Consider the following 23,114-nt stretch of genomic DNA (forward strand, 5'->3'; position numbering starts at 1 on the left):
CATTTCCCACATGTTTCCTGACCGCGTTCTCTCTGGCATGCGTCCGACCGGTGCGCTGCACCTGGGGCATTACCACGGCGTCCTGAAAAACTGGGTCCGGCTGCAAGCCGAGTACCCGTGCTTCTTCTTCGTCGCCGACTGGCATGCGCTGACCACGCACTACGAGTCGCCCGAGGTGATCGAGGAATCGGTGTGGGAAATGTTGATCGACTGGCTGGCTGCCGGCGTCGATCCGACGCAGGCCACGCTCTTCATCCAGAGCCGTGTGCCCGAGCACGCCGAGCTGTTCCTGCTGCTCTCGATGGGCACGCCGCTGGGGTGGCTCGAACGCGTGCCGACGTACAAGGATCAGATCGAGAAGCTCAAGGAGAAGGATCTCTCCACCTACGGCTTCCTCGGCTACCCGCTGCTGCAGGCGGCCGACATCCTGATCTACCGCGCCGGCTTCGTGCCGGTGGGCGAAGACCAGGTGCCGCACGTCGAGATGACACGCGAAGTGGCCCGCCGCTTCAACTATCTGTACGGACGCGAACCCGGCTTTGAAGAGAAGGCGCTGGAAGCGGCCAAGAAGCTCGGTGGCAAGCGCGCCAAGCTGTATCTGGAACTGCGCACCGCCTACCAGGAACGTGGTGAAGACGAAGCCCTGGAGCAGGCCCGCGCGCTGCTGGCCGAGTCGCAGAGCCTCTCGATGGGCGACCGCGAACGCCTGTTCGGCTACCTGGAAGGTGCCCGCAAGATCATCCTGCCCGAGCCGCAGGTGCTGCTGACCGAGGCATCGCGCATGCCCGGTCTTGATGGCCAGAAGATGTCCAAGTCGTACGGCAACACGATCCGCATGCGCGAGGACAAGGAAACCGTCGAGAAAAAGGTTCGCACCATGCCGACCGACCCGGCTCGCGTGCGCCGCACCGATCCGGGCGACCCGGACAAGTGCCCGGTCTGGCAGCTGCATCAGGTCTACTCTGATGCCGACACGAAAGAGTGGGTGCAGAAGGGCTGCCGCAGCGCGGGCATCGGTTGTCTGGAATGCAAGCAGCCCGTGATCGAGGGCATCCTGCGCGAGCAACAGCCGATGCTTGAGCGCGCCCAGAAATACATGGACGATCCGTCCCTGCTGCGCGCCATCATCGCCGATGGTTGCGACAACGCCCGCAAGGTCACGCAAGAGACCATGCGCGAGGTGCGCGAGGCGATGGGTCTGACGTACAGCTGATGGGCCGTTGATGTCTGCTGCCGCGTCGGAACCGCATACGCTTGCTGCGCCGTCGCCCTGGGTGGTGCGCTGGGCGGCTGAACTGCCGGCGGGCGCTTCCGTGCTGGACGTGGCTTGCGGCAGTGGCCGCCACGTGCGCTGGCTCGGGGCGCGCGGCCTGCGCGTGACGGGCATCGACCGTGACGCGGCTACGCTTTCGGGCCTCGCCAGCGTCGCACAAACCATCGTCGCCGACATCGAAGGGAACCCGTGGCCGTTGCCTGCCGGAGCCACTTTCGATGCCGTCGTCGTCACGAACTACCTCCACCGACCGCTTTGGCCGCGCTTGCTGGCAGCCGTCGCGCCGGGTGGCCGGCTGATCTACGAAACCTTTGCCGCGGGAAACGAAACCGTCGGGAAGCCGTCGAACCCGGCATTCCTGCTGGCGCCGGGTGAATTGCTTGACGCGGTGCGAGGCCCGTTGCGGGTGATCGGCTACGAAGACGGTTTTCTCGCATCGCCCCGGGAGGCTTACGTGCAGCGGGTTTGCGCGGTCCGCGAGCCTGCTGGAGCGGTTGCGCCGCGCTACGCACTTTGAAGTTGCTGAGGACGACGTCTTACCCGTCTCTTGGCGGGTCTCAGATGTGGCGAATCCGTTCTGACGATCCGGTACAATCCGACTGTTTACGTTCACGCTTTTGTCTGCTTTCGAAACCATGATCCAGATTTCCGGCAGTCTCGTCGCCATCGTCACGCCCATGCACGAGGACGGCAGCCTTGATTTCCCGTCCCTGCGCAAGCTCATCGACTGGCACATCGCCGAAGGCACCGACGGCATCGTGATCGTCGGCACCAGCGGTGAATCGCCGACCGTGTCGGTGGAAGAGCACCGTGAGCTGATCCGCGTGGCGGTCGAGCAGGCCAACAAGCGTGTTCCCATCATTGCCGGCACCGGCGGCAACTCCACCACCGAGGCGGTCGAGCTGACGGCCTACGCCAAGCAAGTGGGCGCCGATGCGTCCCTGCAGGTCGTGCCGTACTACAACAAGCCGACGCAGGAAGGCATGTATCTGCACTTCCGCAAGGTGGCCGAGTCGGTGGATCTGCCGGTCATTCTGTACAACGTGCCGGGCCGCACCGTGGCCGATATGACGGTCGAAACGATGCTGCGTCTGGCTGAAGTGCCGGGTATCATCGGCGTGAAGGAAGCTACCGGCAACATCGACCGCGCGGCACACCTCATCAAGGGCGCACCGGCCTCATTCAAGATCTACAGCGGTGACGATCCGACGGCCATCGCGCTGATGCTGCTGGGTGGCCACGGCAACATTTCCGTGACGGCCAACGTGGCGCCGCGTGCCATGCACGAGCTGTGCGCCGCTGCCATGCGCGGCGACGTGGAAACGGCTCGCCGCATCCACATGCAACTGCTGTCGGTGCACAAGAACCTGTTCGTCGAATCGAATCCGATCCCCGTCAAGTGGGCTCTCCAGGCCATGGGCAAGATGGAAGGCGGCATCCGCCTGCCGTTGACGCCGCTGGCACCCCAGTATCACGAGGTTGTGCGCGCATCCTTGAAGGATGCCGGGCTGCTCTCCTGATTGTTTCAAGGCGCTTCTCAGGCCCTTAAGCCATCGTTCTCATCTGAAGGATCGCAAGTCAATGAAACTGCACCAAACCCGTCGCGGGGCTGTGGCGACGTCCGCTCAACTGTTGCTGGCCGCGCTGTCGGTTGCCCTGATTTCCGGTTGCGATACCGTCAATGAGGTGATGCAGCCGGACCGCATCGATTACAAATCGCAGGCCAAGAAGGGCCCGACGCTCGAGATCCCGCCCGACTTGACCGGCATCCAGGCTGACCGCCGCTATGCCGCACCGGACACGGGTACGACGACGCTGTCGGCATACACGTCGACGGCGCCCAAGGTCACGACGCCGGGCTCGGGTACCGACAACGTGCTGCCTGCCGTGTCCGACATGCGCATCGAGCGTGATGGCAATCAGCGCTGGCTGGTCGTGAAGACCACGCCGGATGCCCTGTGGCCGCAATTGCGCACCTTCTGGCAGGAACTTGGCTTCCTGCTGGTGATCGACTCGCCCGAGACCGGCATCATGGAAACCGACTGGGCCGAGAACCGCGCGAAGATTCCGCAGGACATCATTCGCCGCACCGTCGGCAAGGTGTTCGACGGTCTGTACTCGACGTCTGAGCGCGACAAGTTCCGCACCCGCATCGAGAAGGGCCCGAACGGCACGGTCGAGGTCTACATCTCGCACCGCGGCGCGCAGGAACAACTGGTCGGTTCGTCCAAGGACCAAACCGTGTGGACGCCGCGTCCGGCCGATCCGGAGCTCGAAGCCGAATTCCTCTCGCGCCTGATGCAGCGCCTGGGCGCCAGCAAGGAGGCTGCACAGCAGAAGCTCGCGCAAACGCAGGCTGCGCACCCGGTGCAAGACGGCACGAAAGCCGAGCCGGCCCCGCGTACCGGCCCGTCGTTGCTGACGCAGTCGAATGGCCAGCCGGTCCTGCAGGTACCGGAGCCCTTTGATCGTGCTTGGCGTACCGTGGGTCTGGCACTGGACCGCGTGAACTTTACCGTGGATGACCGTGACCGTTCGCAGGGCGTGTACTTCGTCCGTTACGCTGATACGCGCGCCGAAGCGAACGCACCGGGCTTCTTCTCGCGCCTGTTCTCGGGCACGAAGATCGAAGATCTCAAGCGCGCCAAGCGTTACCGCGTGGTGGTGAAGGATGCCGGCACGTCGTCGACCGTGCTGGTCCAGAACGACGATGGCTCCGCGCAGACCGGCGACATCGGCAAGCGCATCCTGTCGCTGCTCGACGAGCAACTTCGGTAATCGGCATCATGCAGTACAGCTGCCTGGGTGGGCGATGACACTGAGATTCGCCAGCCTTGGCAGCGGCAGTGAAGGGAATGCGCTGCTCGTCGAATCCGCGAGCGGCGCGACATGCACGCGCATCCTGCTTGATTGCGGCTTCGGAATCCGGGAGACCGTTCGGCGGCTTGAACGCCTGGGCTGCACACCGGAATCTCTGAACGCCATCCTCGTCACGCACGAGCATAGCGATCACGTTGGCAGCGCCTATGCGGTTGCCGCCAAATTCAATATCCCCGTCTGGACCAGCCACGGCACATATCGGGCGACCGAAAACCTACGCGGCGCCGACCGTGCAGCCGTGCGTTTCTGCCGCGCCGACGATGTGTTCTCCGTCGGCGATCTGCAAATCTTGCCTTACACCGTGCCGCACGACGCGCGCGAGCCGCTGCAGTTCGTCTTCAACGACGGTGCGCGGCGCCTGGGTGTGCTGACCGATGCCGGGATGTCGACGGAATACCTTTGCACGCATCTGGCCGGCATGCACGCCCTCGTGCTCGAATGCAATCACGACCGTGAGATGCTGGCCAATTCAGCCTATCCGTGGTCATTGAAACGTCGCATCGGCGGGGATTTTGGCCACTTGGCCAACGACATAGCAGCTGCGATCCTCGCGCGTGTGCGCCACGATGGGCTGCATACGGTTGTGGCTGCGCATCTATCCAAGCAGAACAACACGCCGCAATTGGCAGCCGAGGCCATCGCCATGCCGCTGGGTGCTCGCGTAGACGACGTGCCGATCGCGGATCAGGAAGAGGGCCTGCTTTGGCGCACCGTTTGAGTGCGATAGCCTTCGCCGGAGGCTGCTTGTAAGATTCAGAAACAACTTTGAATGGCGGATGGGCGTCGTCGTTACTGTCCGGACGTTGCAGCCCACTCGCCCATGAAAAAAGCCGACCCGAAGGTCGGCTTTTTCGTCTCGCGAGAAACGCGATTACTGCTTAGCAGCCGGAGCCGATGCAGCAGCGTCCGAAGCAGCCGGAGCAGCAGCGGCGTCCGAAGCGGCCGGGGCAGCCGGAGCAGCAGCGGCGTCCGAAGCAGCCGGAGCAGCCGGAGCGGCAGCAGCCGGAGCCGAAGCTTCAGGAGCGGCGGCCGGAGCAGCAGCTTCTTCCTTCTTACCGCAAGCAGCCAGAGCCACAGCAGCCATCAGCGAGGCGATCAGGAGAGACTTTTTCATTTTTTCGATCCTTAAACTGAATATGGAAAGCGGACAACAAAAAGGGCGATGAATAATTACCGGTAATTATCGCTCAGGTACTACACCTTCTTCTCTGCTGGCAGCCAAGCCGCACGAGGGCTGCTCGACCTGCAAGCTAGCGTCGGATTATAGCGACCTTTACCTACCATGTGTAGCCGAGTCGGGGCTGACGCACGTGCGATTCACACCGTTTTGTAACGATCTGTTTCAATGCGGAATCATCGCCGCGCGGGACCAGCGAGCCTTAGCCAGCCCTCTTCGTACCAAGCGTGCAACGTATCCATCAGATCCGGCAAGCCGGCTGCGGCATCCACGGAAGCTGCGGTCGCACAACGCGCGTCGGCCAACGCGGAAAGCCACGCAAGCAGCGTTCCCGACGGTTCAAACGTATCGCCGTTGATCCAGAAGCGTTGCGCGTCATACAGCGCTTGCGTGCGCGCGTCTAGCACGATGCCTTCCTTGCGCGCACGAGCCGTGAAACGGGCAAGGGGCAGGCGGGGTTGCGTGACAAAGTCGACGTGATCCTTCGGTTCGGAAAGGTACGCGCCGAGGAACTCCCCAACAAGTTCTGGCGTCCAGCGCAACGCGTTGAGCTTCTGGGCAAGTGCCTTGACCATGGCTGCTGGCAGCTCGGCGGGGCGGCCGGTAGGTTTTTGCTCGGGGTCGGCGTAACGGCCCTCGAAGTTGGGGTCGTCTTCCAGCGTTTGGGACAGGAAGCCCAGGAAGTGACCAGCCAGTTCCCGGTACGACGGTGAGCGGAAACCAATTGAGTACGTCATGCAATCGCCTTCGGCCACGCCGTCGTGCGCGTAGTGGGGCGGCAGATACAGCATGTCGCCAGGCTCGAGCACAAATTCTTCTTCGGGCTGGAAATTGGCGAGGATTTTGAGGGGCAGATCGGGGATGAGCGTGAGGTCATCCTGTGCGGAGATGCGCCAGCGGCGCTTGCCGTGGGCCTGCAGCAGGAACACATCGTACGAATCGAAGTGCGGGCCGACGCCGCCGCCGTCGGTTGCGAAGCTGATCATCACGTCGTCGAGCCGCGCGTCCGGAATGAACCGGAAGCGCTGCATGAGCGCCTCGACCGCCGGCTCGACGAGGTTCACGCCTTGAACGAGTACCGACCAGTTGCGCGTCTTGCGCGAGGGCAACGGGCGTTCGTCGAAGGGGCCGTGGTTGAACGACCAGCGCCCGCGCGATTGCGCGATCAGGCGGGACTCGACATCGGCGCGCTCGGCCAGGGCAAGGAGCCGCTCCGGCGATAGCGGAAAGTGCAGCGCGCGCATCTCTTCGGGCGACAGCGCCTGCCGGATCAGCAAAGGTTTTTTTTGCCAGTGCGTGCGCATGAAATCGCGCGGTGACAGCCCGCCGAGGAGTTGCGCGGGGCGCTCCGCTGGAAGAGCGGGTTGGACGCCGCCATCGGCAGCGTATAATGGGACTTCGTTCATGGAGTGCGCAATTGAAAATCGCGAAGAATACGGTGGTGTCGGTGGCTTACAAACTGTCCGACGCGCAGGGCAACGTCATCGAGGAATCCGATGAGCCGATGGTGTATTTGCACGGCGGCTATGATGGCACGTTCCCCAAGATCGAGGAAGCGCTGGACGGCCAGGAGCAAGGCTTCGAGACCAAACTGCAGCTCGAACCGGACGATGCGTTCGGTGACTACGATCAGGAGCTGATCAAGATCGAGCCGCGCGATCGCTTTCCGGAACCGCTCGAAGTTGGGATGCAGTTCGAAGGCGTGCCCGAGGATGGCGACGAAGAAGACGCCATTGTCTACACGGTCACCGACGTGGCGGAAGACAAGGTGGTGCTGGACGGCAACCACCCGCTGGCCGGCATGGCGCTGCGCTTCGAGCTGAAGGTCACTGAAGTGCGTGAAGCCACGGCGGAGGAAATCGAGCACGGCCACGTGCACGGTGAGAACGGCCTTGAAGTGGTGGACGAGGACGAAGACGACGACAAGCCGCACACGCTGCACTGATCGGCACGTCCATCGAGATACGAAAACGGGAGCTTCGGCTCCCGTTTTTTATTGCGCCGACGCTGGCACGATCTCCGGCGCCGGGGCGGGCGTGTTGTCGAGGCGGCGGCTACGGATATGGAAGAGCGGCGTGCGGCCCGGCGTGACAGACACCTCCAGCCAGCGATCGAGCACCGGCGACCCATAGGTGCGCGCGCGCATGACGTGCGGATCCGGGCGGCCGTCTTCGTCCTTGAGCGGACGATCCAGCATGAAGGTCTGGCTGGCCCCGTGGATGAGGAGAACGGCACCGTCGTAATCGCGCGTGAGTGCTCGCAGCTGACGCTTGAGTGCCAGGTAGCCGTCATGCGAGCGGCGGCGCAACAAACCGTCGAGCAGGGTCGGTGCGCGGCGCCGCTCCCACCCGTCTTCAAAGAGCGGATCGGCCTGCATCATGACGACCACGCCCGCCATCCTGCGCTGGCGTGCGACGGCAAAGGCGCGGGCGAGCCATTGGCGGTTGGCTTCGAGACGGTCTTCGTATTCGCCGTTGCGCCCGCCCGCCGTCTTGTAGTTGTTGTTGTCGCCGGGCACGTTGAGCGTGACGAACAGCACGTCGTTCATCGTCCAGCGCGTGTTCTCGCGGTAGCTGCGGAACTTGGCCTGATCGGACTGGCGCATGACCGTCATGGTCCGCTGGCCGAGGGTGTTGTCGTCGGGGTAGAACAGCTCGCGCAGGCGCAACAGGCGCTCCACCGGGTCGAAGCTGCCCGCCGCGGGGCGCTGGCAATCGCTCCAGTCGTGGTCGCCCGGGATGTAGATGACGGGCGCGATCAGGCTGTCGAGCAGATCGTGGCGCGCTTCGAGCAGCGTGTCGGAGCACGACTCATCGCGGCCCTTGAGGTTGCCTAGATGAACGACGAAGGCCGGGTGTTCGGCGTCGATGGCGTCCAGCAGTGCGCGCGCCGGGGCGACATCTTCAGCGCGCTCGGGCACGTTGCCGATCACCGTGAAGGTGAACGCAGCCGGCGTGCCAGTTGCAGGCTTTGCGCCCTCGGATGCCGCCGGCACAGCCACCGGCAGCAGCATCGCCAGCGTCATGGCGATGCATTGGAGCGTGCGGGAAGCTGTGCCGGCGCGAGTCATGGAGTCAGGCGGATGGGTTCGCCAGTGCCTTGAGCCGGTACAGCGCATCGAGCGCTTCGCGCGGCGTCATGTCGTCGGGGTCGATTCCGGCGAGTGCTTCCGTCAGCGCGCTGTCGGGTGCTTCGGCGTCGGCATCGTCTTCGTCGTCGGTGGGCGAGTCTGCGGCGAGAGCGAACAGGTCAAGCTGGGGCGTGGCGCCGGTGTCTGCGGAATGCTGCTCCAGCCAGGCCAGCCGCTTGCGCGCGGCACGAATGACCGGCTGCGGCACGCCCGCCAGCTGCGCGACCTGCAGGCCGTAACTCTGGCTGGCCGGACCTTCTTGCACGGCATGCAGGAACACGATGCCATCACCGTGTTCGACGGCGGAGAGATGCACGTTGGCGGCCTGTGCAAACTCCTGTGGCAGTTGCGTCAACTCGAAATAGTGCGTGGCGAAGAGCGTGTGGCTGCGGTTGTGCGACAGCAAGTGGCGCGCAATCGCCCAGGCCAGCGCAAGGCCGTCGAACGTGCTCGTGCCGCGGCCGATTTCGTCCATCAACACCAGGCTGTTGGGTGTGGCCCGGTGCAGGATGGCAGCGGCCTCCGTCATTTCGACCATGAAGGTCGAACGACCGCCCGCCAGATCATCGGCGGCGCCGATGCGGGTGAAGATGCGGTCGATCGGCCCGATGACAGCCGCTTCCGCCGGGACAAATGCGCCGACGTAGGCAAGCAGCACGACGAGCGCGGTTTGGCGCATGAAGGTCGATTTACCACCCATGTTCGGGCCGGTGATCAGCAGCAGCTTGCGCGCTTCCTGCAGCATGCAGTCGTTGGCGACGAACTGTTCGACTTGCTGTTCGACCACGGGATGGCGTGCGCGCGTCAGCTCAATGCCCGGGGCATCGGTCAGCGTGGGGCGCGACCACGACAGCGCATGCGCGCGCTCGGCGAGCGTTGCCAGCACATCGGCCTGCGCCAGCGCGGCGGCGATGCGCTTGAACTCGGCCAGATGCGGCAGCAGTTTCTGCAGCAACTCTTCGTAGAGGACTTTCTCGCGCGACAGGGCACGGTCCTGCGCGGACAACGCTTTGTCTTCGAACGCCTTCAGCTCGGGCGTGATGTAGCGCTCGGCGTTCTTCAGCGTCTGGCGGCGGCGGTAATCGTCCGGCACCTTGGCGGCCTGGCCGTTGGTGACTTCAATGTAGAAGCCGTGCACGCGGTTGTATTCGACGCGCAGATTGGCGATGCCGGTGCGCTCGCGCTCCCGGGTTTCCAGATCGACGAGGAACTGGCCGCAGTTTTCGGAGATGTCGCGTAGCTCGTCGAGGTCGGCATCGTAGCCGCGAGCGATGACGCCGCCGTCGCGCACCATGGCTGCCGGCTCGGCCATCACGGCACGCTGCAGCAGGGCGTGAGCGTCTTCCGGCAAGCTGAGCGCGGCGTACAGCTCGGTCAGCAGCGGAGCCGCGTCACTCCGCGGCAGTCCTTCGCGAATCTCGGGCAGGCGCGCCAGCGTGTCACGCAACGACGACAGATCGCGCGGCCGCGCCGACAGCAGCGCCAGCCGCCCGGTAATGCGCTCCACATCCGACAGCGTGCGCAGCGTCGCACGCAACGTTTGCCAATCGCTGCCGAGCAGCACTTCAATCGCTTGCTGACGCGCTTGAGGCACGGCGCGATCCCGCAGCGGATGATGCAGCCAGTGGCGCAGCAGGCGGCTGCCCATGCTGGTCGCGCAGGTGTCGAGAAGCGAGAACAGCGTCGGCGATTCCTGCCCGCGCAGTGTCTCGGTCAGCTCCAGGTTGCGGCGCGTGGCGGTGTCCAGGCCGATGAATTCGCTTTCGTGCTCGACGGTCAGGCCGATCACGTGACGCAGCGATTGCCCTTGCGTGGCTGCCGCGTAGTTCAACAGTGCGCCGGCGGCCGCCAGTGCGGCCGTCAACGTTTCGGCGCCAAACGCGACGAGGCTCGCTACGCCGAGTTGTTCACGCAGGCGGCGCGTGCCGGCTTCCACGTCGAAATGCCAATCGGGCAGGCGCGTGCGGGCGACATCAAGCTGGATTGTGTTGAGCGTCGCATCGTCGGCCAGCACTTCGGCGGGGCGGATGCGTTCGAGTTCGCGGTCGAGCTGGTCGGGGCTGCATTCCATCACGCGCAATTCGCCGCCGACGAGGTTGAGCCACGCCAGGCCCATCAGCGGCGCCGTGCCGCGCTTGCCGGGCAGGTGCGCGATGGCCAGCAGATGGTTGTTGACCTTGTCGGAGAGCAGTGCTGCGTCCGTCAACGTGCCCGGCGTGACGACGCGCACGACCTTGCGCTCGACCGGTCCCTTGGTCGTCGCCGGGTCTCCGATCTGCTCGCAGATGGCGACGGATTCGCCCAGCTTGACCAGCTTGGCGAGGTATTGCTCCGCAGCGTGGAACGGGATGCCCGCCATGCGGATCGGATGCCCGTTGGAACTGCCGCGTGCGGTGAGCGTGATATCGAGCAGGCGGGAGGCTTTTTCGGCGTCTTCAAAGAAGAGCTCGTAGAAGTCGCCCATGCGATAGAAGACAAGCGTGTTTGGATGCCCAGCCTTCAAGCGAAGGTACTGTTGCATCATCGGGGTGTGCTTGCTTAAGTCCTGCTCCGCAAAGTCTTGAGTTTTCTGGCTCACAGCCTGAGAACCCTTGCTGTACATGGGTTCTTGGGCGGTGCCCGAGTTTTCTTGGATAACGTCTACACTCATCTTCGCTCGCCTACACTTGGCGTTTCAGCGTAGCTTTTTCACGTATCATGCCTCGATTCCTACGCCGACCCTTCGGGGTGGTGTAGCGGCAAAACCTACGCTAAAAAAAGCTACGCCATGTATTTCGATGCACGTGCCGCCAAGGCCTTGAAACCTGGGCAGCATCTGACTCTCGACACGCAGCCTGGGCTGCGCCTTGTCTGCAGCGCTACGCGGCGGACCTGGATCTACCGATACAAATCTCCCGTTGATGCGCGCATGCGCCAAGTAAAGATTGGCGAATGGCCGGCCATGTCTCCGGCAGCTGCGATCGTCGAATGGGAAAAGCTACGCCAGGCGCGCGATAGCGGCCGCGACATTGCAAACGAACGGCGCAATAGCCGCACAACGGCGCGGGCGGTCTCAAACGGCGAAATTGTACCGGACCATATTCCTTACACGGTCCGGCGCATGTGTGACGACTACCTGGTCGGGCACGTGGAGCGCCATCGCGCGCTCAAGGGTGCGAAAGAGATCCGGCGGATGTTCGACACGATGCTCGAGCCGATTGCCCACATGCTGCCCGAGCAGGTAACCCGGTCAGTGGCATTTGACCTGATCAATTCGTACGCCCACATCCCCACGCAGGCAAGCAGGCTCCGGACGGAGTTGGGGGCGGTGTGGACGTACGGCCATGACTCTGGACGGCTGGGCGAGCGAGTGCCCAACTGGTGGCGCGAGGTGATGCGTGGTCGCCTGCGCAGTGTCGGTCGACGTATTCAGGGCAAGACAATGGGCACGGCGAAGCGCGTGCTCACCGATGCCGAGGTGGGCGAACTGATTCGGTGGTTGCCCAATTTCCCAGCGCTGATCGACGACGTCTGCACGCTCTACCTCTGGACGTGCGCGCGGGGCGCCGAGATTGTCAGCATGGAGGCAGAGGAGATTTCGGAGGAAGCGGACGGCCTGTGGTGGACTGTGCCGCACGGCAAGACCAAGAACGTTAAGAACGAGGGTGCTACTGATCTGCGGGTGCCGCTGGTTGGTCGGGCAGAGACGGTCGTGCGGAGGCGCTTGGCTGTGGCGGGCCGAGGTTACCTCTTCCCGTCACAGTCGGGTGGCCACACAGAGCAAAAGGTGATCAGCCACGGAGTGTGGCATCGCATGTCCTACTGCAAATCACACCCGCAGCGGGAGCGTGCACGGCTGCCAGTGGAGTACTGGGCTCCCCATGATCTGCGACGGACAGGGCGGACGATGTTGGCAGCGCTCGGCTGCCCGATGGAAGTTGGCGAATCAATTCTTGGGCATATGCTCCCGGGCGTCGAAGGTGTGTACAACCGGCACACCTACGACAGGGAGCGGCGTGAGTGGCTGCTGAAGCTTTCCGCGCATTTGGAGAGGTGCGCGGCGCTGCCAAGCCGCTAGCCGCGCCGGCTGGTGTTCTTTGGGGGCAGCAGGTCGGAGACCGGGCGGCCCTCCGCCCACTCCTGCACCTCACGCAAGAGCCATCCAACGCGACGCGCGGAGATCTTGCGCGGCTTGGGAAAGGAATCTTCGCGCACCAGTTGCTGGACGCTTGTCTCGGAGAGCGATATCGCGGCCGCAACTGACTGAAGATCAAGATAGATGATGGGCCTCATAATTCGCCGCCCTCGGCTTGCACGAGGGCGGTCTGCTGCTGAACCATTTCGTCGACGTCAACAGAATGGTCGGTAACAACCGGCTCAGCGTTCGCAGTCGGGTCTTCTGCAGGGATAGGGTTGGCTTGCAGCAGGGCGGTCGCCACTCCGTCTACGCTACGCTGTGCGCGCGTGTTCCATGCAGAAATGGCCTCTGCAACCGTCTTGGCACCGGCACCACTAGCGCCGCAATCGCACTCCACGTAGTGCATTCCTGGGCCTTGCGTGAAGCCGTCGCGCGCCGGGACAAAGTTGCTCATGTCGTCGCCGCAGAATGGGCACTCCTTAAGGGTTTCACTCACTGCAATGCTCGAGGGTCTTCGTGCAAGTGCGGACGCGATCTGCAGCAATGCCGTTCGGTACCGCCCCATCGTTTGGAACGTGGCAGCAAAGCCATCATCTGCTATCAGTCCACGCAGCTTTTCGAGCTCCGTTGAGCCGGCCGGGGGATTGAGCGTGCTTTCCTTTGGGACTTCCGTGGCCGACATCACAACGCCCCCCGCTTCGGCCGAACAGCGCCGTTGATCTTCTGCATACCCATCCGCCGGCCGCCACGGCGCGTGGCCTGCATGACTTCCTGACACGAGCGGTGCGTTTTGACGGCGCCGTCGAGATCTCGTGCGCAGGGGATGCTGATGCTCTCCCACACGACAATGCCGTCGACGCGCAGGGTGTAGCTGCAATGCAGCGAGCCGGGCACGGGGCGACGTTGCACGTCGTGCTTGCCGATGCGAAGGGTGGCGGGGGTACGGTTCACTATGCGATGCATGGTTGGTCTCCGTTGCGGCTGGTCAGTCGTCGAAGTCGCCTGCAGCCAGTTTCTTGAGGTCGACCCACACGCGGCGGGTCGTTCGAATGCGCGGATGGGTGCGTGCGTGCGCGGACGCCTCGATGGCGGTGCGGATGGGGCCCGCGGCCAGGGCCTGCGCGTCGGTGCAGATGAGGCGCAGCTTGTTGCGCTCGGCGAGCACGGCCGCGTCTGTAATAGGGCGCGGAGGCATGTCAGCCCCCGAGCACCATTGCGGCTTCGGGCGCGATGGCGCCGGCGAGGCCGAACGCGAAAAGCACTACGGCGAGGCCGAGGGCAGGGTGGTGGCTGAAGTAGCCGGACGCGAGGCGGTGGAGGGTGGTGCGGCGCATCGTGTCCTCCTTATGCCTGGCGCTGGGCGACGCGCGTGGGCTCTGTCTCGGATGATTCGTCGAGATGGAGGGCGTATGCGTGGAAGGCTAGGACTAGGCAAAGGGCGGCCAAGTAGCTCAGGACGGCTGCCCATTTAATAGAGATTTTCACGCGGTGCTCCGAGGTCGTTGATGCACCGACGATAGTAAAAACTATCTACATAAACAATAGTTGAAGTGTGAAGATGTGTTGGTGGTAGGCCGGTAGCGTTTCCTTGCCCTTGGAGCGCAACGCTTGTGTACACACACCAATCGAGCGGGCCACGCGTTTTGGTTAGTGGGGGCTATTGCCAGTCTAAGTGCCTCTAGACAGGAAACCCGATTAATCGGGGAAAGCGTGGCAGGGACCAGGAAAGAAGTAGAACTTTCGGTTATGCGTCAGTCACCACCTTGCAAATCCAGACCGGGGCGGGCACATCGCTGTATTCTGGTCTCGCCGGGTATCGACATTACGGGGACTATTCGAAGCCGTTCGCGGAGACCCACTCAGTCAGTGTAGTAAAGTATCAAAATACGGGCGGCCAGATAGCGCCGAGATCGACGCAATGGTGACTACTCAGCTATGAAAATCGGGGGCTGTAACGTGTTGATGGGGGAGCGACTTTCTGATGAGTAACATATCAGTCCGAGAAGGCCACGAAATACTGTCTGAATTTGATGCGAGTAGGCATCTCTACGAAGGCTTTGGCGTCAAACTAAAAGCGCTAGTGGAAGATCTTCTAACGGCGGCGGCAGTTCCATTTCATTCGGTATCCTTCCGATGCAAAGATAGAAAGAGCTTGGAGCGGAAATTATATAAACCGGGTGCCAGATATGCCTCGTTGAATCAGATTACTGATCTTTGCGGGCTTCGGGTTATTACGTATTTCGAAGACGATGTGAGAAAGGTTTCTGATATATTCGAATCAGAATTTATCATCGACAGCGAGAATTCTGTCGACAAGGCGAGAGCGCTTGATCCGGATAGGTTTGGTTATCTTTCGGTGCACTATGTTGTGTCCAATGCAGCTAACCGCGCAACGCTTTCGGAATATAAGAAATTCCAAGGCCTAAAAGCCGAGATCCAAGTACGTTCGATTTTGCAGCACGCATGGGCAGAGATAGAGCATGATCTCGGCTACAAGACGAGCAACGCTATTCCCCGCGAAGTTCGACGCCAATTCTCGCGCTTGGCTGGCCTTTTGGAGCTGGCGGATGAAGAATTTAATACAATCCGAGGCTATCTGAAAGATTATTCCAGCACGGTCAAAGGAAAGATAGAAAGTTCTCCTGCTGAAGTTGAGTTAAATGCCGCCTCGCTCAAAGCAATTGTCGAAGGAAGTAAGGAGATAATTGATATCAATCGCGCGATATCAAGAGCGGGTAGGCGCGGTTTGGAAAACGAGATGGACATCGAGGACGCCGGGCGTGAGGTCGACAGATTGAGGTTTTTCGGTATTAATACAGCCGAAAAATTGATGAAGGCGGTACGGGAGCACGGAAAGATGGTGGAGCGGTTCGCGCAAGTTTGGCTTCACGACCGCCTTAGTCCAGAGGACGATGAATTTCAGAGTTTTTCGGTTGCTATTGGGGTCTTCTATCTTGCCTACATTCTTGCCGTATCAGATCCACGCCAGAATACATTGGATAGGTATCTCGATGAGTTCCATATCGGTGGCGGGGAGGAGTCTCCGGCGATGATTGCAAGGGATGTTCGGGCTACATATGCACTAGCGAAGTAGGGCTCAGTTAAGCAGATGCTTGCACCTTCTGCTAATTCAGTATGGGGCTCTGGTGGTTAAAAAAAATATTGGTGAGCCGGTCATAATAACTTGCGTTTAGTATTCGGCAGCCAGGGAGGGGAAAAATGCGTTGGGTATCTGCGCTAAATCTTCAGCAATGGTCTGAGACAATTCAGGCTAAGAATCGGCTTCCGGGTGTCGTGGCAGATTTAATCCGTGCAGTCGCCACGGATATCTCGGATATTCGGTTTCCAAAGGACGATAAAGGGCAAGTGCGCGGATTCGATGGCGTGCTGGATGCGGTGGGCGTGCCGCCTTACGTACCCGGGGGAAAATCGATTTGGGAGTTCGGTGCGTCCAAAGACATCGAAACTAAGGCCAATAGCGATTACGATAAACGCACGGAAGAGATCGATCCAGAGGTGCGCAAAGAAATCACTTTTGTTTTTGTTACCCCCCACACTTGGGATAAACCCAAGAAAGAGCTTTCCACATGGCTGGAGGAGAAGCGGAGCAGGAAAGAGTGGCTATCCGTTGAGCTAATAGATGGACCAAAACTGGAAGACTGGTTCGCATTGTGCCCCGCTGTGGCGGCGAGGTTTGCCAAATACGACCTTCAGCTATTGCCTGCAACTGGCGTACGCAGTACTGACGAATTCTGGGAGGAATTTGTTACTCGCTTTGAGCCTCCTCTTATTGAAGACGTCTTGCTTGCAGGAAGGGAGGGTCAAGCGAATGACCTACTCAGAGGGTTGAAGCAGCCTCGTGATCGGGTCGCATTCGCGGCAGATACACCGGATGAAGTGGTTGCTTTTGCGATCGCGGCGATTCGGAAGGCAGACTTAGAAGTCAGAAAGTTTCTCGAAGCAAAAACGCTTGTGCTTGATACCGCCGAGGCGGCGAGGGCTATGTCTGCGCGTTCAGGGCACGTGTTTTTGCCACGGGGCGAAGCAAGATCATTTGTGGGGCTATTGTCACGCAGCGGGGCGACAGTTGTCAGTGCAGGTGCTGATGAAAAACGTGGAAGTCATACCTTGCTTAATCGCCCACATAGTTCCGTGCTGGGCCATGCATTTGTGGGGATGGGCTTCTCTGAGCAAGAGGGATATGACATTGCCCGTCGTTGTGGACGCAGTCTTGCCGTGCTTGCGCGGCAAAGGCCGAGCGGCACCGCAGAGACCCCTGAATGGGTTAAGGACGCGGAAGTTCTCGTTCCCGCTCTTCTCGCCGGCGCCTGGCAGTCAACAAGAAAATTTGACAAGGAGGCACTTTGCCTGCTTGCTGACCGGGTTCCATACGAACAAGTTGAAGCACCTCTTCGTGGTCTGACCAAGCTGCGTGACTCCCCCATTGACCATGTTGGAGATATATGGTCGATGAGAGCTTCAGTGGACGCTTTCGTGTATTTGGGACACCTAATCGGCCAAGAGCACCTCGATCGCTTCACCAACGCACTGACAGCGGTCTTCTCGAAGGCTTTGTCAGCGCCAGTTGCAAGCGACGTCTATGTTTCACCTTCTGAGCGGGAAGACACGCATAGCAGGTGGCTGCGGGACGGGCTAATGAACACGCTATTGCATATGGCCGTGTTGCACGAGCAAGCTGACTTCAGCGTACAGGGCTCCACGCCGCAAGAATTCGTTGATCGGACTGTGAAAAGCTTGCTGGGGCTGACTTCCGATCATCGACTAATGGCAGCTTTGTCAGATAACTTGGCTCTCCTTGCGGAGGCGGCGCCTGTCCCTTTCCTTGATGCCCTCGAGCGTTTGCTTGAGGGCGACGCGACACTAATTCGACCGATTTTTGACGAGCGCGAAGAATTTTTTGCGCCTACCAGTCCTCACGTTGGACTGCTTTGGGCTTTGGAGACTCTCGCGTGGGATTCAAAACTCCTGCACCGGGTAGCACTGTGTTTAGCTCGCCTTGCGGTTGTAGACCCACAGGGTAGGCTTCAGAATCGGCCGCTAAGAAGCTTGAGATCTATTCTCCTTGCTTGGTCGCCGAGTACGAATGCAAGCCAGCCAGAACGGCAGGCAGTTCTTCGAGCCGTGATTTCAGAAGTCCACTCTATTGCATGGCCATTGCTTGAGGCTTTACTCCCACGAGCTTACGACACATCAGATTCAGCGGCACAGCCAAAATTTCGAGAGTTTGGCCCGCTGAAGAATGAGAGTTTGACGTACGGTGAAGTATGGGCAGACCAGACCTATGTGGTTCGGCTGGCGGTCGACTATGCAAGTGGTGCGCCCGATCGCTGGCAGATTCTGATCCGAGCGATGTCAGAGTTTCCCGCTCAGATCTTCACAGAGTTTTTTGTTGCGATTCGCACTGATTTGGGCGAGATGCAGGCGGACGCGCGTGCACAGGTTGTAGACGCTCTGCGCAAGGAGGTCAACCGACATCGGGCATATGCTGGCGCCGAATGGGCGTTGTCCGAGGAACTCCTTGCGCAGGCGGACGAGATCTGCAGGGAATTCAAGACCGACGATCCTTTAGAAGATATCACCTGGCTGTTTGACGATTGGATGCCGGATATACCCGGCAAGGGCATGGACCATGGAGACCCGATGGTCCCGGTTGAGGCTGCACGGTTAGCTGCAGTACGCGAGCTCTACGCATCTAGTGGAATTGGAGGACTAGCGCAGCTTGCAAACAGGGCGAAGATCAAGCAGTCAATAGTTGTCGCGCTAAGGTCATTAGAGCTTTCACAGCCCCCCCTTTTTCAATTGCTAGAGTCGCTCTTGGTCACGGGGTCCGAACTCGATGGCGTCGCCGGCGCCATTCTCAGCGAGGCTCTTGCGCGCTTTGGACAAGGGACGATCTTTGATTTCCAGGAGGCTGTGATTCGTCTGCAGATCCCTGCGAAACGCGTTGCCGTCCTCTTAATGCATCTCGATGACTGCCAGGCGACGTGGGCCATAGTGGATGGCTTTGGATCCGAAATAAGCGACGCCTATTGGTCGGAAAGGCATCCATTCTTCATCAAGGGAACGTTCGAAGAGTTGAATTTCGCTATCGAACGTTATGAGGCTCATGGCCGACCGTTTGAGGCAATTCAAGCATCAGGCATGCGGCTACGCGAGCTGCCGACTTCCACTCTGCATCGCCTTTTGAAGGCGACGATTGCGCAGATTAATCGCGCAGGCGCGGCAGTTGGGACGATGACAGCCCACTATATTGAGCAAGTGTTCGATGTGCTTGAGGAGCGTGACGATGTTGACCGTGGCGCACTAGCGCAACTGGAATTTGCCTATTTGCCGTTGCTTGACCATCGTGACAAGCAATTGACTCTGCATAGGATGCTCGTCGAAAGACCGGAGGTTTTTGTCGAGGTGATTTGTGCAGTGTTTAAGGGCGAAAATGAAGAGGCAAAAGAAATTAGCGAGGCGCAACAAAAGCTCGCGATGGCAGGGTATCGGTTGCTTGAGAGCCTTCGGATTCTGCCTGGGCAGCGGGAGCAGGAGATCGATAGTGATTTCTTGTTAACGTGGTGCATGCAGGTTCGCAGGCTTGGGGCAGAGGCAGGGCGTGGAGCGGTTACGGACGGGCGGATCGGCCATTTACTCGCGCATTCACCGGTCAGCCCTACCGACAACGCGTGGCCGCATGAAGCAGTTCGCCGTGCCATAGAAGCTATTTCTTCTGACCGGTTGGAGAGCGGAGTGGCAATCGCTCGATTCAACATGAGGGGCGTGTACAGCAAGGCAATCGGCGAAGGCGGGGACAGAGAGCGGGAACTTGCCCGTCAAGCCCGCGCTTGGGCAGACCGCATGCAGACGTCGCCTCGCACTGCTGGAATGTTGCGTCGCATCGGCGACGATTGGGATGCTCACGCTAGGGCAGAAGACATCAGAGCAGCGAAGGAGGCATTGAGAGAGTAGGTCTGGGTTACATGCCTGCAGATTTTGTGGGGCATACATCGCCCCCGATCCTCACGAGAGCCCGCTCGGCATCTGCCAGGAGCTTATCTCCTTCATGCAACATGTCTTCAGTGAGAGCCGCTGCATTTGCAGAAAAGTAAGCGGCTTCTTGACCCGCTGGAGGCATCCACGCTGATACCTGAGCTCTTGCGGTCCGGAAGAGTTGAATGGCGTTCACAGTATCGAGCTTCGCTTGAGGAGCCAACTGGCTCGGCTGGTGCACCAGTTCCCAAAGACAGTTTGCTACGGTTTCGATGTGCAGTTGAGTGATGGTGAGCAGAAGGGCCGTGGTTTCCGGCGACGCGCGCAGCTGCTTGCTGAACGCAAGGCGGAGCAATTGCTCGCAACGCTGATAGCGAGTGGTGGCATGGTTCCATTTTTCCTGCAGGGTAACTTGCATAGCTTGGTCTAGGGCATCTTGTTGGTGGTTTGATGAGTGCAGGGGACTGTTATGCGCGGGGGAGGGCTGTGGCTCAGAGCCCTGTTCTTTTGCTCGCAGCCTGATCGCAAGACGCAACTGCATCGCAGCGTCTGCAGCCTCGAGCAGCTTGTGCCTGTAGAGGCCCCCGACGACGAAGGCTGGCTTGTGGGATGGCAACTTCGGTTTCAGGATGAGAGCTACGCCGTCGTATGCATCGCTCTGAACGTGCTCGAGTAGTAGTGAAACTGCGCGATCAAGGTCGCGCCGATAAGCGGCAGCAAGGCGCACGTCTTGTGACCCGCTGCCGTTACACGGAGGTCTTCCAGGCGGTGTGCGCGTGGCTGGCTGAGGAAACTGAATGAGGATGCCCATTGTTGATTCGACTGACGGCCCGCGCGGGCAGTCATGTTGTTGGTGGGCGGCCAACAATAGAATAGGAATTCTCCTATTCGCGTCCGGCTAAACACGAAACAAAAAATCCCGCCGAAGCGGGATTTTCTAACTGGCGCGCTTGCGATGCGCCTTTGCCTTGGGAAGCGGCGGATAGCCGTAGTCGGCTGGCTCGGCAACCTCTGCGGGCGCATCCTCGAAGCGTCTTGATTTGCTTCCCGCCGGGTCCAATGCAAGTACTTCCGTGTCAACGAGCAGGCTGGCTGCTTCAGCCAGCAATTTCACTGCGCGGGCCTCGCGCGCACGACTCGCTGCCAACTGTTGCCGCAGTTCTGCAATAACCCGGTCACGCTCTGCAAGCTGCGTGTCACGGTCGGCCTCTCCAGCGTCGAATGTCCCGGCCGGTAGGCCGATAAGCTTCTCCATCTTCTCCACTGCTCGATCGCCGAAGGGCGCGGCGCCATTGAGCAGTTGCGAGACATAGGTCGGGTTGACGCCTTTGTGCAATCGAGCGAAGGCGGCGGGGCCGCCCGCGTCATTCACCATTTGGCGAAGCTTCTCAACTCTTCGCGCGCGCAAATCCATGGTGGTGCCCCTTTCCTAGCGATTGCAAAATTATGTGATTCTATTGTTTGACGCGATAGAAAAAGCTATCGTCATGGCCATGACACTAACCGAGTATGTCCGTGCTCGACGTGGCCGCATGACGGCACTCGCGCGCGCCATCGACATGTCGCCGATCTATTTGTCGCAAGTCGTGAACAAGGGTCTGCGGATCAACCCAGCGCGATACGTCGCAATTGAAGTCGCGACGCAGGGCGCTGTTCGACGTCCGGATCTTCGTCCCGACGACTGGCATTTGATCTGGCCCGAGCTTGTCTCTGCCCGCGTGCCATCCACACGGCTACACCAACGGCCAATGCGGCCCAAGCCTCGAATGATACCGGCTGCAGCATCTGCGGGCCGTCTTCGGCGCATTCAACGCGTGAGCCGGGCGAGCAGTGCTTGCTCGCCAACGAGGGCATTCAGACGTCAGCTTCTGGGCGCTGGACCTTGCCACTCCAACGATGAGGCAAGTGTACGCGCCCACCAAAACCGCCGGTAGTGCGACCCGCACAGCCCGCCCATGACAGCTTCTTTAGGAGAGACAACTTGAGCCACCACTATTCCGAGATCAACCAACACGACGCGCTCTACTGGGTGGCGCGTGGCTACCCGGGCGGCGTTGAAGGATTGGCCGCGCGCATGGACAAGTCCGCCGCGGTGCTGCGCAACAAGCTGCTGCCGCATGTGCAGACGAACTATGTGTCGTTTGAAGAGGTGTCGGTGATTGTGGAGCACGCGGAGGGCGCTGGCGTGCCGAACGCGAAGCTGCCGATTCAGGCGCTGTGCTGGCGTCACGGGATGGTGGCGATTCCGCTGCCCGAGGTGGCTCGCGAGGATCTGCCGAATACGGATCTGTATGAGGCGCTTTGCAACGTGCTGGCCGAGGTGGGCGATGTGAGCCGCGCGATGTCTGCGGCGCTGGCGGACAACCATCTCTCCGAGGGTGAGATGCGGAAGCTGGAGCGGGAGTTTGAAGAAGCGACCGCTTCGGTGATGGTGCTGCGTGAGCTGCTGCGCGTGCGTGCGCAGCGTGATGCGGAGCGGTTGCAGCGGGTGCGTGGCAAGGCGTGATGACTGTTTTTTGAAGCGCGAGAGCGCATAGGAGAAGTGATGCAAAGCTGTAAAGCGAATTGCGGTGGGGCGGCGAAGTTGTCGCAGGAAGAGTCCAAGCGGATCGCGAATGTTCTGTTTGGGATGGTGGAGGAAAGTCGGGTGAGCTTGACTGTGCCGTTGCCCGCGCGTCTTACGGAGGTTCGTGAAGCCATGACGCGCGAGCTGATGCTGCTAGCGGAGGTTACTGAGCCCGCACGAAAAGGTAAGCGGAATAAGCCTCGATGAACCGTTCGCAGAATTGGGCCGTCGCTTCGCCAGATTTTTCGTTCGCGTCTGGTCCATTCTGAAACAGGGTGGGCTGAGTTTTGAGGATCTTGTCGAGCAATTCTTCGGCCGCTTTGCGCGCCTCAAGGATGTCCAAGTGTGTCATGTGAAAGGTTGTGAGTGGTTTTCGTTGGGCGTGTGACCCGCGGAGCAGTGTTGCCGCCAGAGGTTGGGGGCGGCAACCAGTAGCACCGCGTTGTATCGATTTTTGACAGGGCTAGACCGCGCATGACACAAACGCAGGACAACACGCCACGCTTTTCACACGGCATGACGTGCTGCAAGGCGGGGCGTGTTGCTGTGGGTCTGTCGTGCGAGCGGGTGGACCAGATGTGTTGTGCGTGGCACCGCATTGCGGGGGCGTTCAAGCCTCGCGGGTTGCCGGTGCTGTCGAAGTTTGCGGAGCATCTTCTTGATGCTTGCGCGTGGCCGTTGGCGGATGTGTATTGGCCGTTCAATGCGGCTGGTGAGTCTTCTGCGCTGGCGTTGGCCTGCGCGTCGCGTTATCGCGCGATTTCAACTGAGGCGGAGCGCCTCGCTTTTCGATCCACTGTTGTTGCGTCGACATCGCCGGAGTTTGTGGCGGTGTTTGATGTGCTGTGTAGGGCCGCGCCTCTGCGGCTGTAAGGGCGATTCCATGGACATTCCTATCGAGGCCGTTGGCGCTGTTTGGGCCAAGGGCAGGGCGGCCGCATTGTCTGGCCGCGCGTTGGATGAGGCGAACGAGTA

The 23,114-nt window shown here is 60.7% G+C and carries 24 protein-coding genes; 12 read left to right on the plus strand and 12 right to left on the minus strand.

The genetic code is table 11. From position 1 onward, the window contains the following. Window positions 1-10 precede the first annotated feature (10 nt). From FUT88_RS02180 to FUT88_RS02200, 5 genes are all read left to right on the plus strand, one after another. Window positions 11-1,213, plus strand: coding sequence for a tryptophan--tRNA ligase (locus FUT88_RS02180; protein WP_147213621.1), 1,203 nt, complete (start codon window positions 11-13; stop codon window positions 1,211-1,213). Window positions 1,214-1,223: 10 nt separating this feature from the next. Next, window positions 1,224-1,790: a class I SAM-dependent methyltransferase gene (locus FUT88_RS02185; protein ID WP_147213622.1), complete on the plus strand. Its 567-nt coding sequence runs from the start codon at window positions 1,224-1,226 to the stop codon at window positions 1,788-1,790. A gap of 118 nt (window positions 1,791-1,908) precedes the next feature. Further along, window positions 1,909-2,793 (plus strand): 4-hydroxy-tetrahydrodipicolinate synthase, encoded by an 885-nt coding sequence (gene dapA / locus FUT88_RS02190; RefSeq protein ID WP_147213623.1) that lies wholly within the window; start codon window positions 1,909-1,911, stop codon window positions 2,791-2,793. A 61-nt stretch (window positions 2,794-2,854) separates the two neighbouring features. Further along, complete coding sequence (bamC, locus tag FUT88_RS02195; protein ID WP_147213624.1) at window positions 2,855-4,051, plus strand: outer membrane protein assembly factor BamC; 1,197 nt, start codon at window positions 2,855-2,857, stop codon at window positions 4,049-4,051. A 34-nt stretch (window positions 4,052-4,085) separates the two neighbouring features. Continuing rightward, on the plus strand, window positions 4,086-4,871 hold the full coding sequence (locus tag FUT88_RS02200; RefSeq protein ID WP_147213625.1) for an MBL fold metallo-hydrolase: 786 nt from the start codon (window positions 4,086-4,088) through the stop codon (window positions 4,869-4,871). A 153-nt stretch (window positions 4,872-5,024) separates the two neighbouring features. On the opposite strand, the gene FUT88_RS02205 is transcribed toward FUT88_RS02200, so the two are convergent. Further along, window positions 5,025-5,267, minus strand: a complete 243-nt coding sequence (locus FUT88_RS02205; RefSeq protein ID WP_037043393.1) for a hypothetical protein — start codon at window positions 5,265-5,267, stop codon at window positions 5,025-5,027. Window positions 5,268-5,506: 239 nt separating this feature from the next. Continuing rightward, complete coding sequence (locus FUT88_RS02210; RefSeq protein WP_147213626.1) at window positions 5,507-6,736, minus strand: cupin domain-containing protein; 1,230 nt, start codon at window positions 6,734-6,736, stop codon at window positions 5,507-5,509. A gap of 11 nt (window positions 6,737-6,747) precedes the next feature. Here FUT88_RS02210 and FUT88_RS02215 point away from each other — a divergent pair, with 11 nt between their 5' ends. After that, complete coding sequence (locus tag FUT88_RS02215; RefSeq protein WP_147213627.1) at window positions 6,748-7,275, plus strand: peptidylprolyl isomerase; 528 nt, start codon at window positions 6,748-6,750, stop codon at window positions 7,273-7,275. 48 nt (window positions 7,276-7,323) lie between these two features. Here FUT88_RS02215 and FUT88_RS02220 read toward each other — a convergent pair whose 3' ends face one another. Continuing rightward, a complete protein-coding gene (locus tag FUT88_RS02220) occupies window positions 7,324-8,400 on the minus strand; it encodes a metallophosphoesterase (RefSeq protein WP_147213628.1) in 1,077 nt (358 codons plus the stop codon). Between the two features lie 4 nt (window positions 8,401-8,404). Continuing rightward, complete coding sequence (gene mutS / locus FUT88_RS02225) at window positions 8,405-10,984, minus strand: DNA mismatch repair protein MutS (protein WP_261796885.1); 2,580 nt, start codon at window positions 10,982-10,984, stop codon at window positions 8,405-8,407. Between the two features lie 243 nt (window positions 10,985-11,227). On the opposite strand from mutS, the gene FUT88_RS02230 reads away from it, so the two are divergent. Further along, on the plus strand, window positions 11,228-12,517 hold the full coding sequence (locus FUT88_RS02230) for a tyrosine-type recombinase/integrase (RefSeq protein WP_147213629.1): 1,290 nt from the start codon (window positions 11,228-11,230) through the stop codon (window positions 12,515-12,517). Here the strand turns inward: FUT88_RS02230 and FUT88_RS02235 are convergent. Genes FUT88_RS02235 through FUT88_RS26060 form a run of 5 tightly spaced genes read right to left on the minus strand, consistent with a single transcriptional unit; the run spans window position 12,514 to window position 13,911 of the window. Beyond that, a complete protein-coding gene (locus tag FUT88_RS02235) occupies window positions 12,514-12,732 on the minus strand; it encodes a helix-turn-helix transcriptional regulator (RefSeq protein ID WP_147213630.1) in 219 nt (72 codons plus the stop codon). The two genes, FUT88_RS02230 and FUT88_RS02235, sit on opposite strands and share 4 nt — an antisense overlap. Further along, window positions 12,729-13,259, minus strand: coding sequence for a Lar family restriction alleviation protein (locus tag FUT88_RS02240; RefSeq protein ID WP_147213631.1), 531 nt, complete (start codon window positions 13,257-13,259; stop codon window positions 12,729-12,731). The genes FUT88_RS02235 and FUT88_RS02240 overlap by 4 nt, the downstream gene beginning before the upstream one ends. Continuing rightward, entirely contained in the window at window positions 13,259-13,540 is a 282-nt protein-coding gene (locus tag FUT88_RS02245) for a hypothetical protein (protein ID WP_147213632.1), read from the minus strand. Before FUT88_RS02245 ends, FUT88_RS02240 begins: the two co-directional genes overlap by 1 nt. Window positions 13,541-13,562: 22 nt before the next feature. Further along, the gene (locus tag FUT88_RS02250; RefSeq protein ID WP_147213633.1) at window positions 13,563-13,772 is read right to left on the minus strand and encodes a hypothetical protein; all 210 of its coding nucleotides are present in this window, start codon (window positions 13,770-13,772) and stop codon (window positions 13,563-13,565) included. A gap of 1 nt (window position 13,773) precedes the next feature. After that, complete coding sequence (locus tag FUT88_RS26060) at window positions 13,774-13,911, minus strand: hypothetical protein (protein ID WP_186829216.1); 138 nt, start codon at window positions 13,909-13,911, stop codon at window positions 13,774-13,776. Window positions 13,912-14,558: 647 nt separating this feature from the next. On the opposite strand from FUT88_RS26060, the gene FUT88_RS02255 reads away from it, so the two are divergent. Together FUT88_RS02255 and FUT88_RS26065 are read left to right on the plus strand one after the other, a co-directional pair. Next, complete coding sequence (locus tag FUT88_RS02255; protein ID WP_147213634.1) at window positions 14,559-15,671, plus strand: GTP pyrophosphokinase family protein; 1,113 nt, start codon at window positions 14,559-14,561, stop codon at window positions 15,669-15,671. 125 nt (window positions 15,672-15,796) lie between these two features. Continuing rightward, on the plus strand, window positions 15,797-19,552 hold the full coding sequence (locus tag FUT88_RS26065) for a hypothetical protein (protein WP_186829217.1): 3,756 nt from the start codon (window positions 15,797-15,799) through the stop codon (window positions 19,550-19,552). 7 nt (window positions 19,553-19,559) lie between these two features. Here the strand turns inward: FUT88_RS26065 and FUT88_RS02265 are convergent, their stop codons facing one another. Together FUT88_RS02265 and FUT88_RS02270 are read right to left on the minus strand one after the other, a co-directional pair. Next, window positions 19,560-19,991 carry a hypothetical protein gene (locus tag FUT88_RS02265; RefSeq protein WP_147213635.1) on the minus strand — a complete coding sequence of 144 codons (432 nt, stop codon included), beginning with the start codon at window positions 19,989-19,991 and terminating at the stop codon, window positions 19,560-19,562. A gap of 519 nt (window positions 19,992-20,510) precedes the next feature. After that, window positions 20,511-20,987, minus strand: a complete 477-nt coding sequence (locus FUT88_RS02270; RefSeq protein ID WP_147213636.1) for a hypothetical protein — start codon at window positions 20,985-20,987, stop codon at window positions 20,511-20,513. Window positions 20,988-21,105: 118 nt separating this feature from the next. Here FUT88_RS02270 and FUT88_RS02275 point away from each other — a divergent pair, with 118 nt between their 5' ends. Beyond that, the gene (locus FUT88_RS02275) at window positions 21,106-21,507 is read left to right on the plus strand and encodes a transcriptional regulator (protein WP_261796908.1); all 402 of its coding nucleotides are present in this window, start codon (window positions 21,106-21,108) and stop codon (window positions 21,505-21,507) included. A gap of 47 nt (window positions 21,508-21,554) precedes the next feature. After that, complete coding sequence (locus FUT88_RS02280; protein ID WP_186829218.1) at window positions 21,555-22,079, plus strand: phage regulatory CII family protein; 525 nt, start codon at window positions 21,555-21,557, stop codon at window positions 22,077-22,079. Window positions 22,080-22,302: 223 nt separating this feature from the next. Here the strand turns inward: FUT88_RS02280 and FUT88_RS02285 are convergent, their stop codons facing one another. Continuing rightward, complete coding sequence (locus tag FUT88_RS02285) at window positions 22,303-22,491, minus strand: hypothetical protein (protein WP_222614243.1); 189 nt, start codon at window positions 22,489-22,491, stop codon at window positions 22,303-22,305. A 278-nt stretch (window positions 22,492-22,769) separates the two neighbouring features. On the opposite strand from FUT88_RS02285, the gene FUT88_RS02290 reads away from it, so the two are divergent. Further along, window positions 22,770-23,012: a hypothetical protein gene (locus FUT88_RS02290; RefSeq protein WP_261796889.1), complete on the plus strand. Its 243-nt coding sequence runs from the start codon at window positions 22,770-22,772 to the stop codon at window positions 23,010-23,012. Window positions 23,013-23,114: the final 102 nt, after the last annotated feature.

This window comes from Ralstonia sp. TCR112 (assembly GCF_007997035.1).
Taxonomy (GTDB): domain Bacteria; phylum Pseudomonadota; class Gammaproteobacteria; order Burkholderiales; family Burkholderiaceae; genus Ralstonia; species Ralstonia edaphi.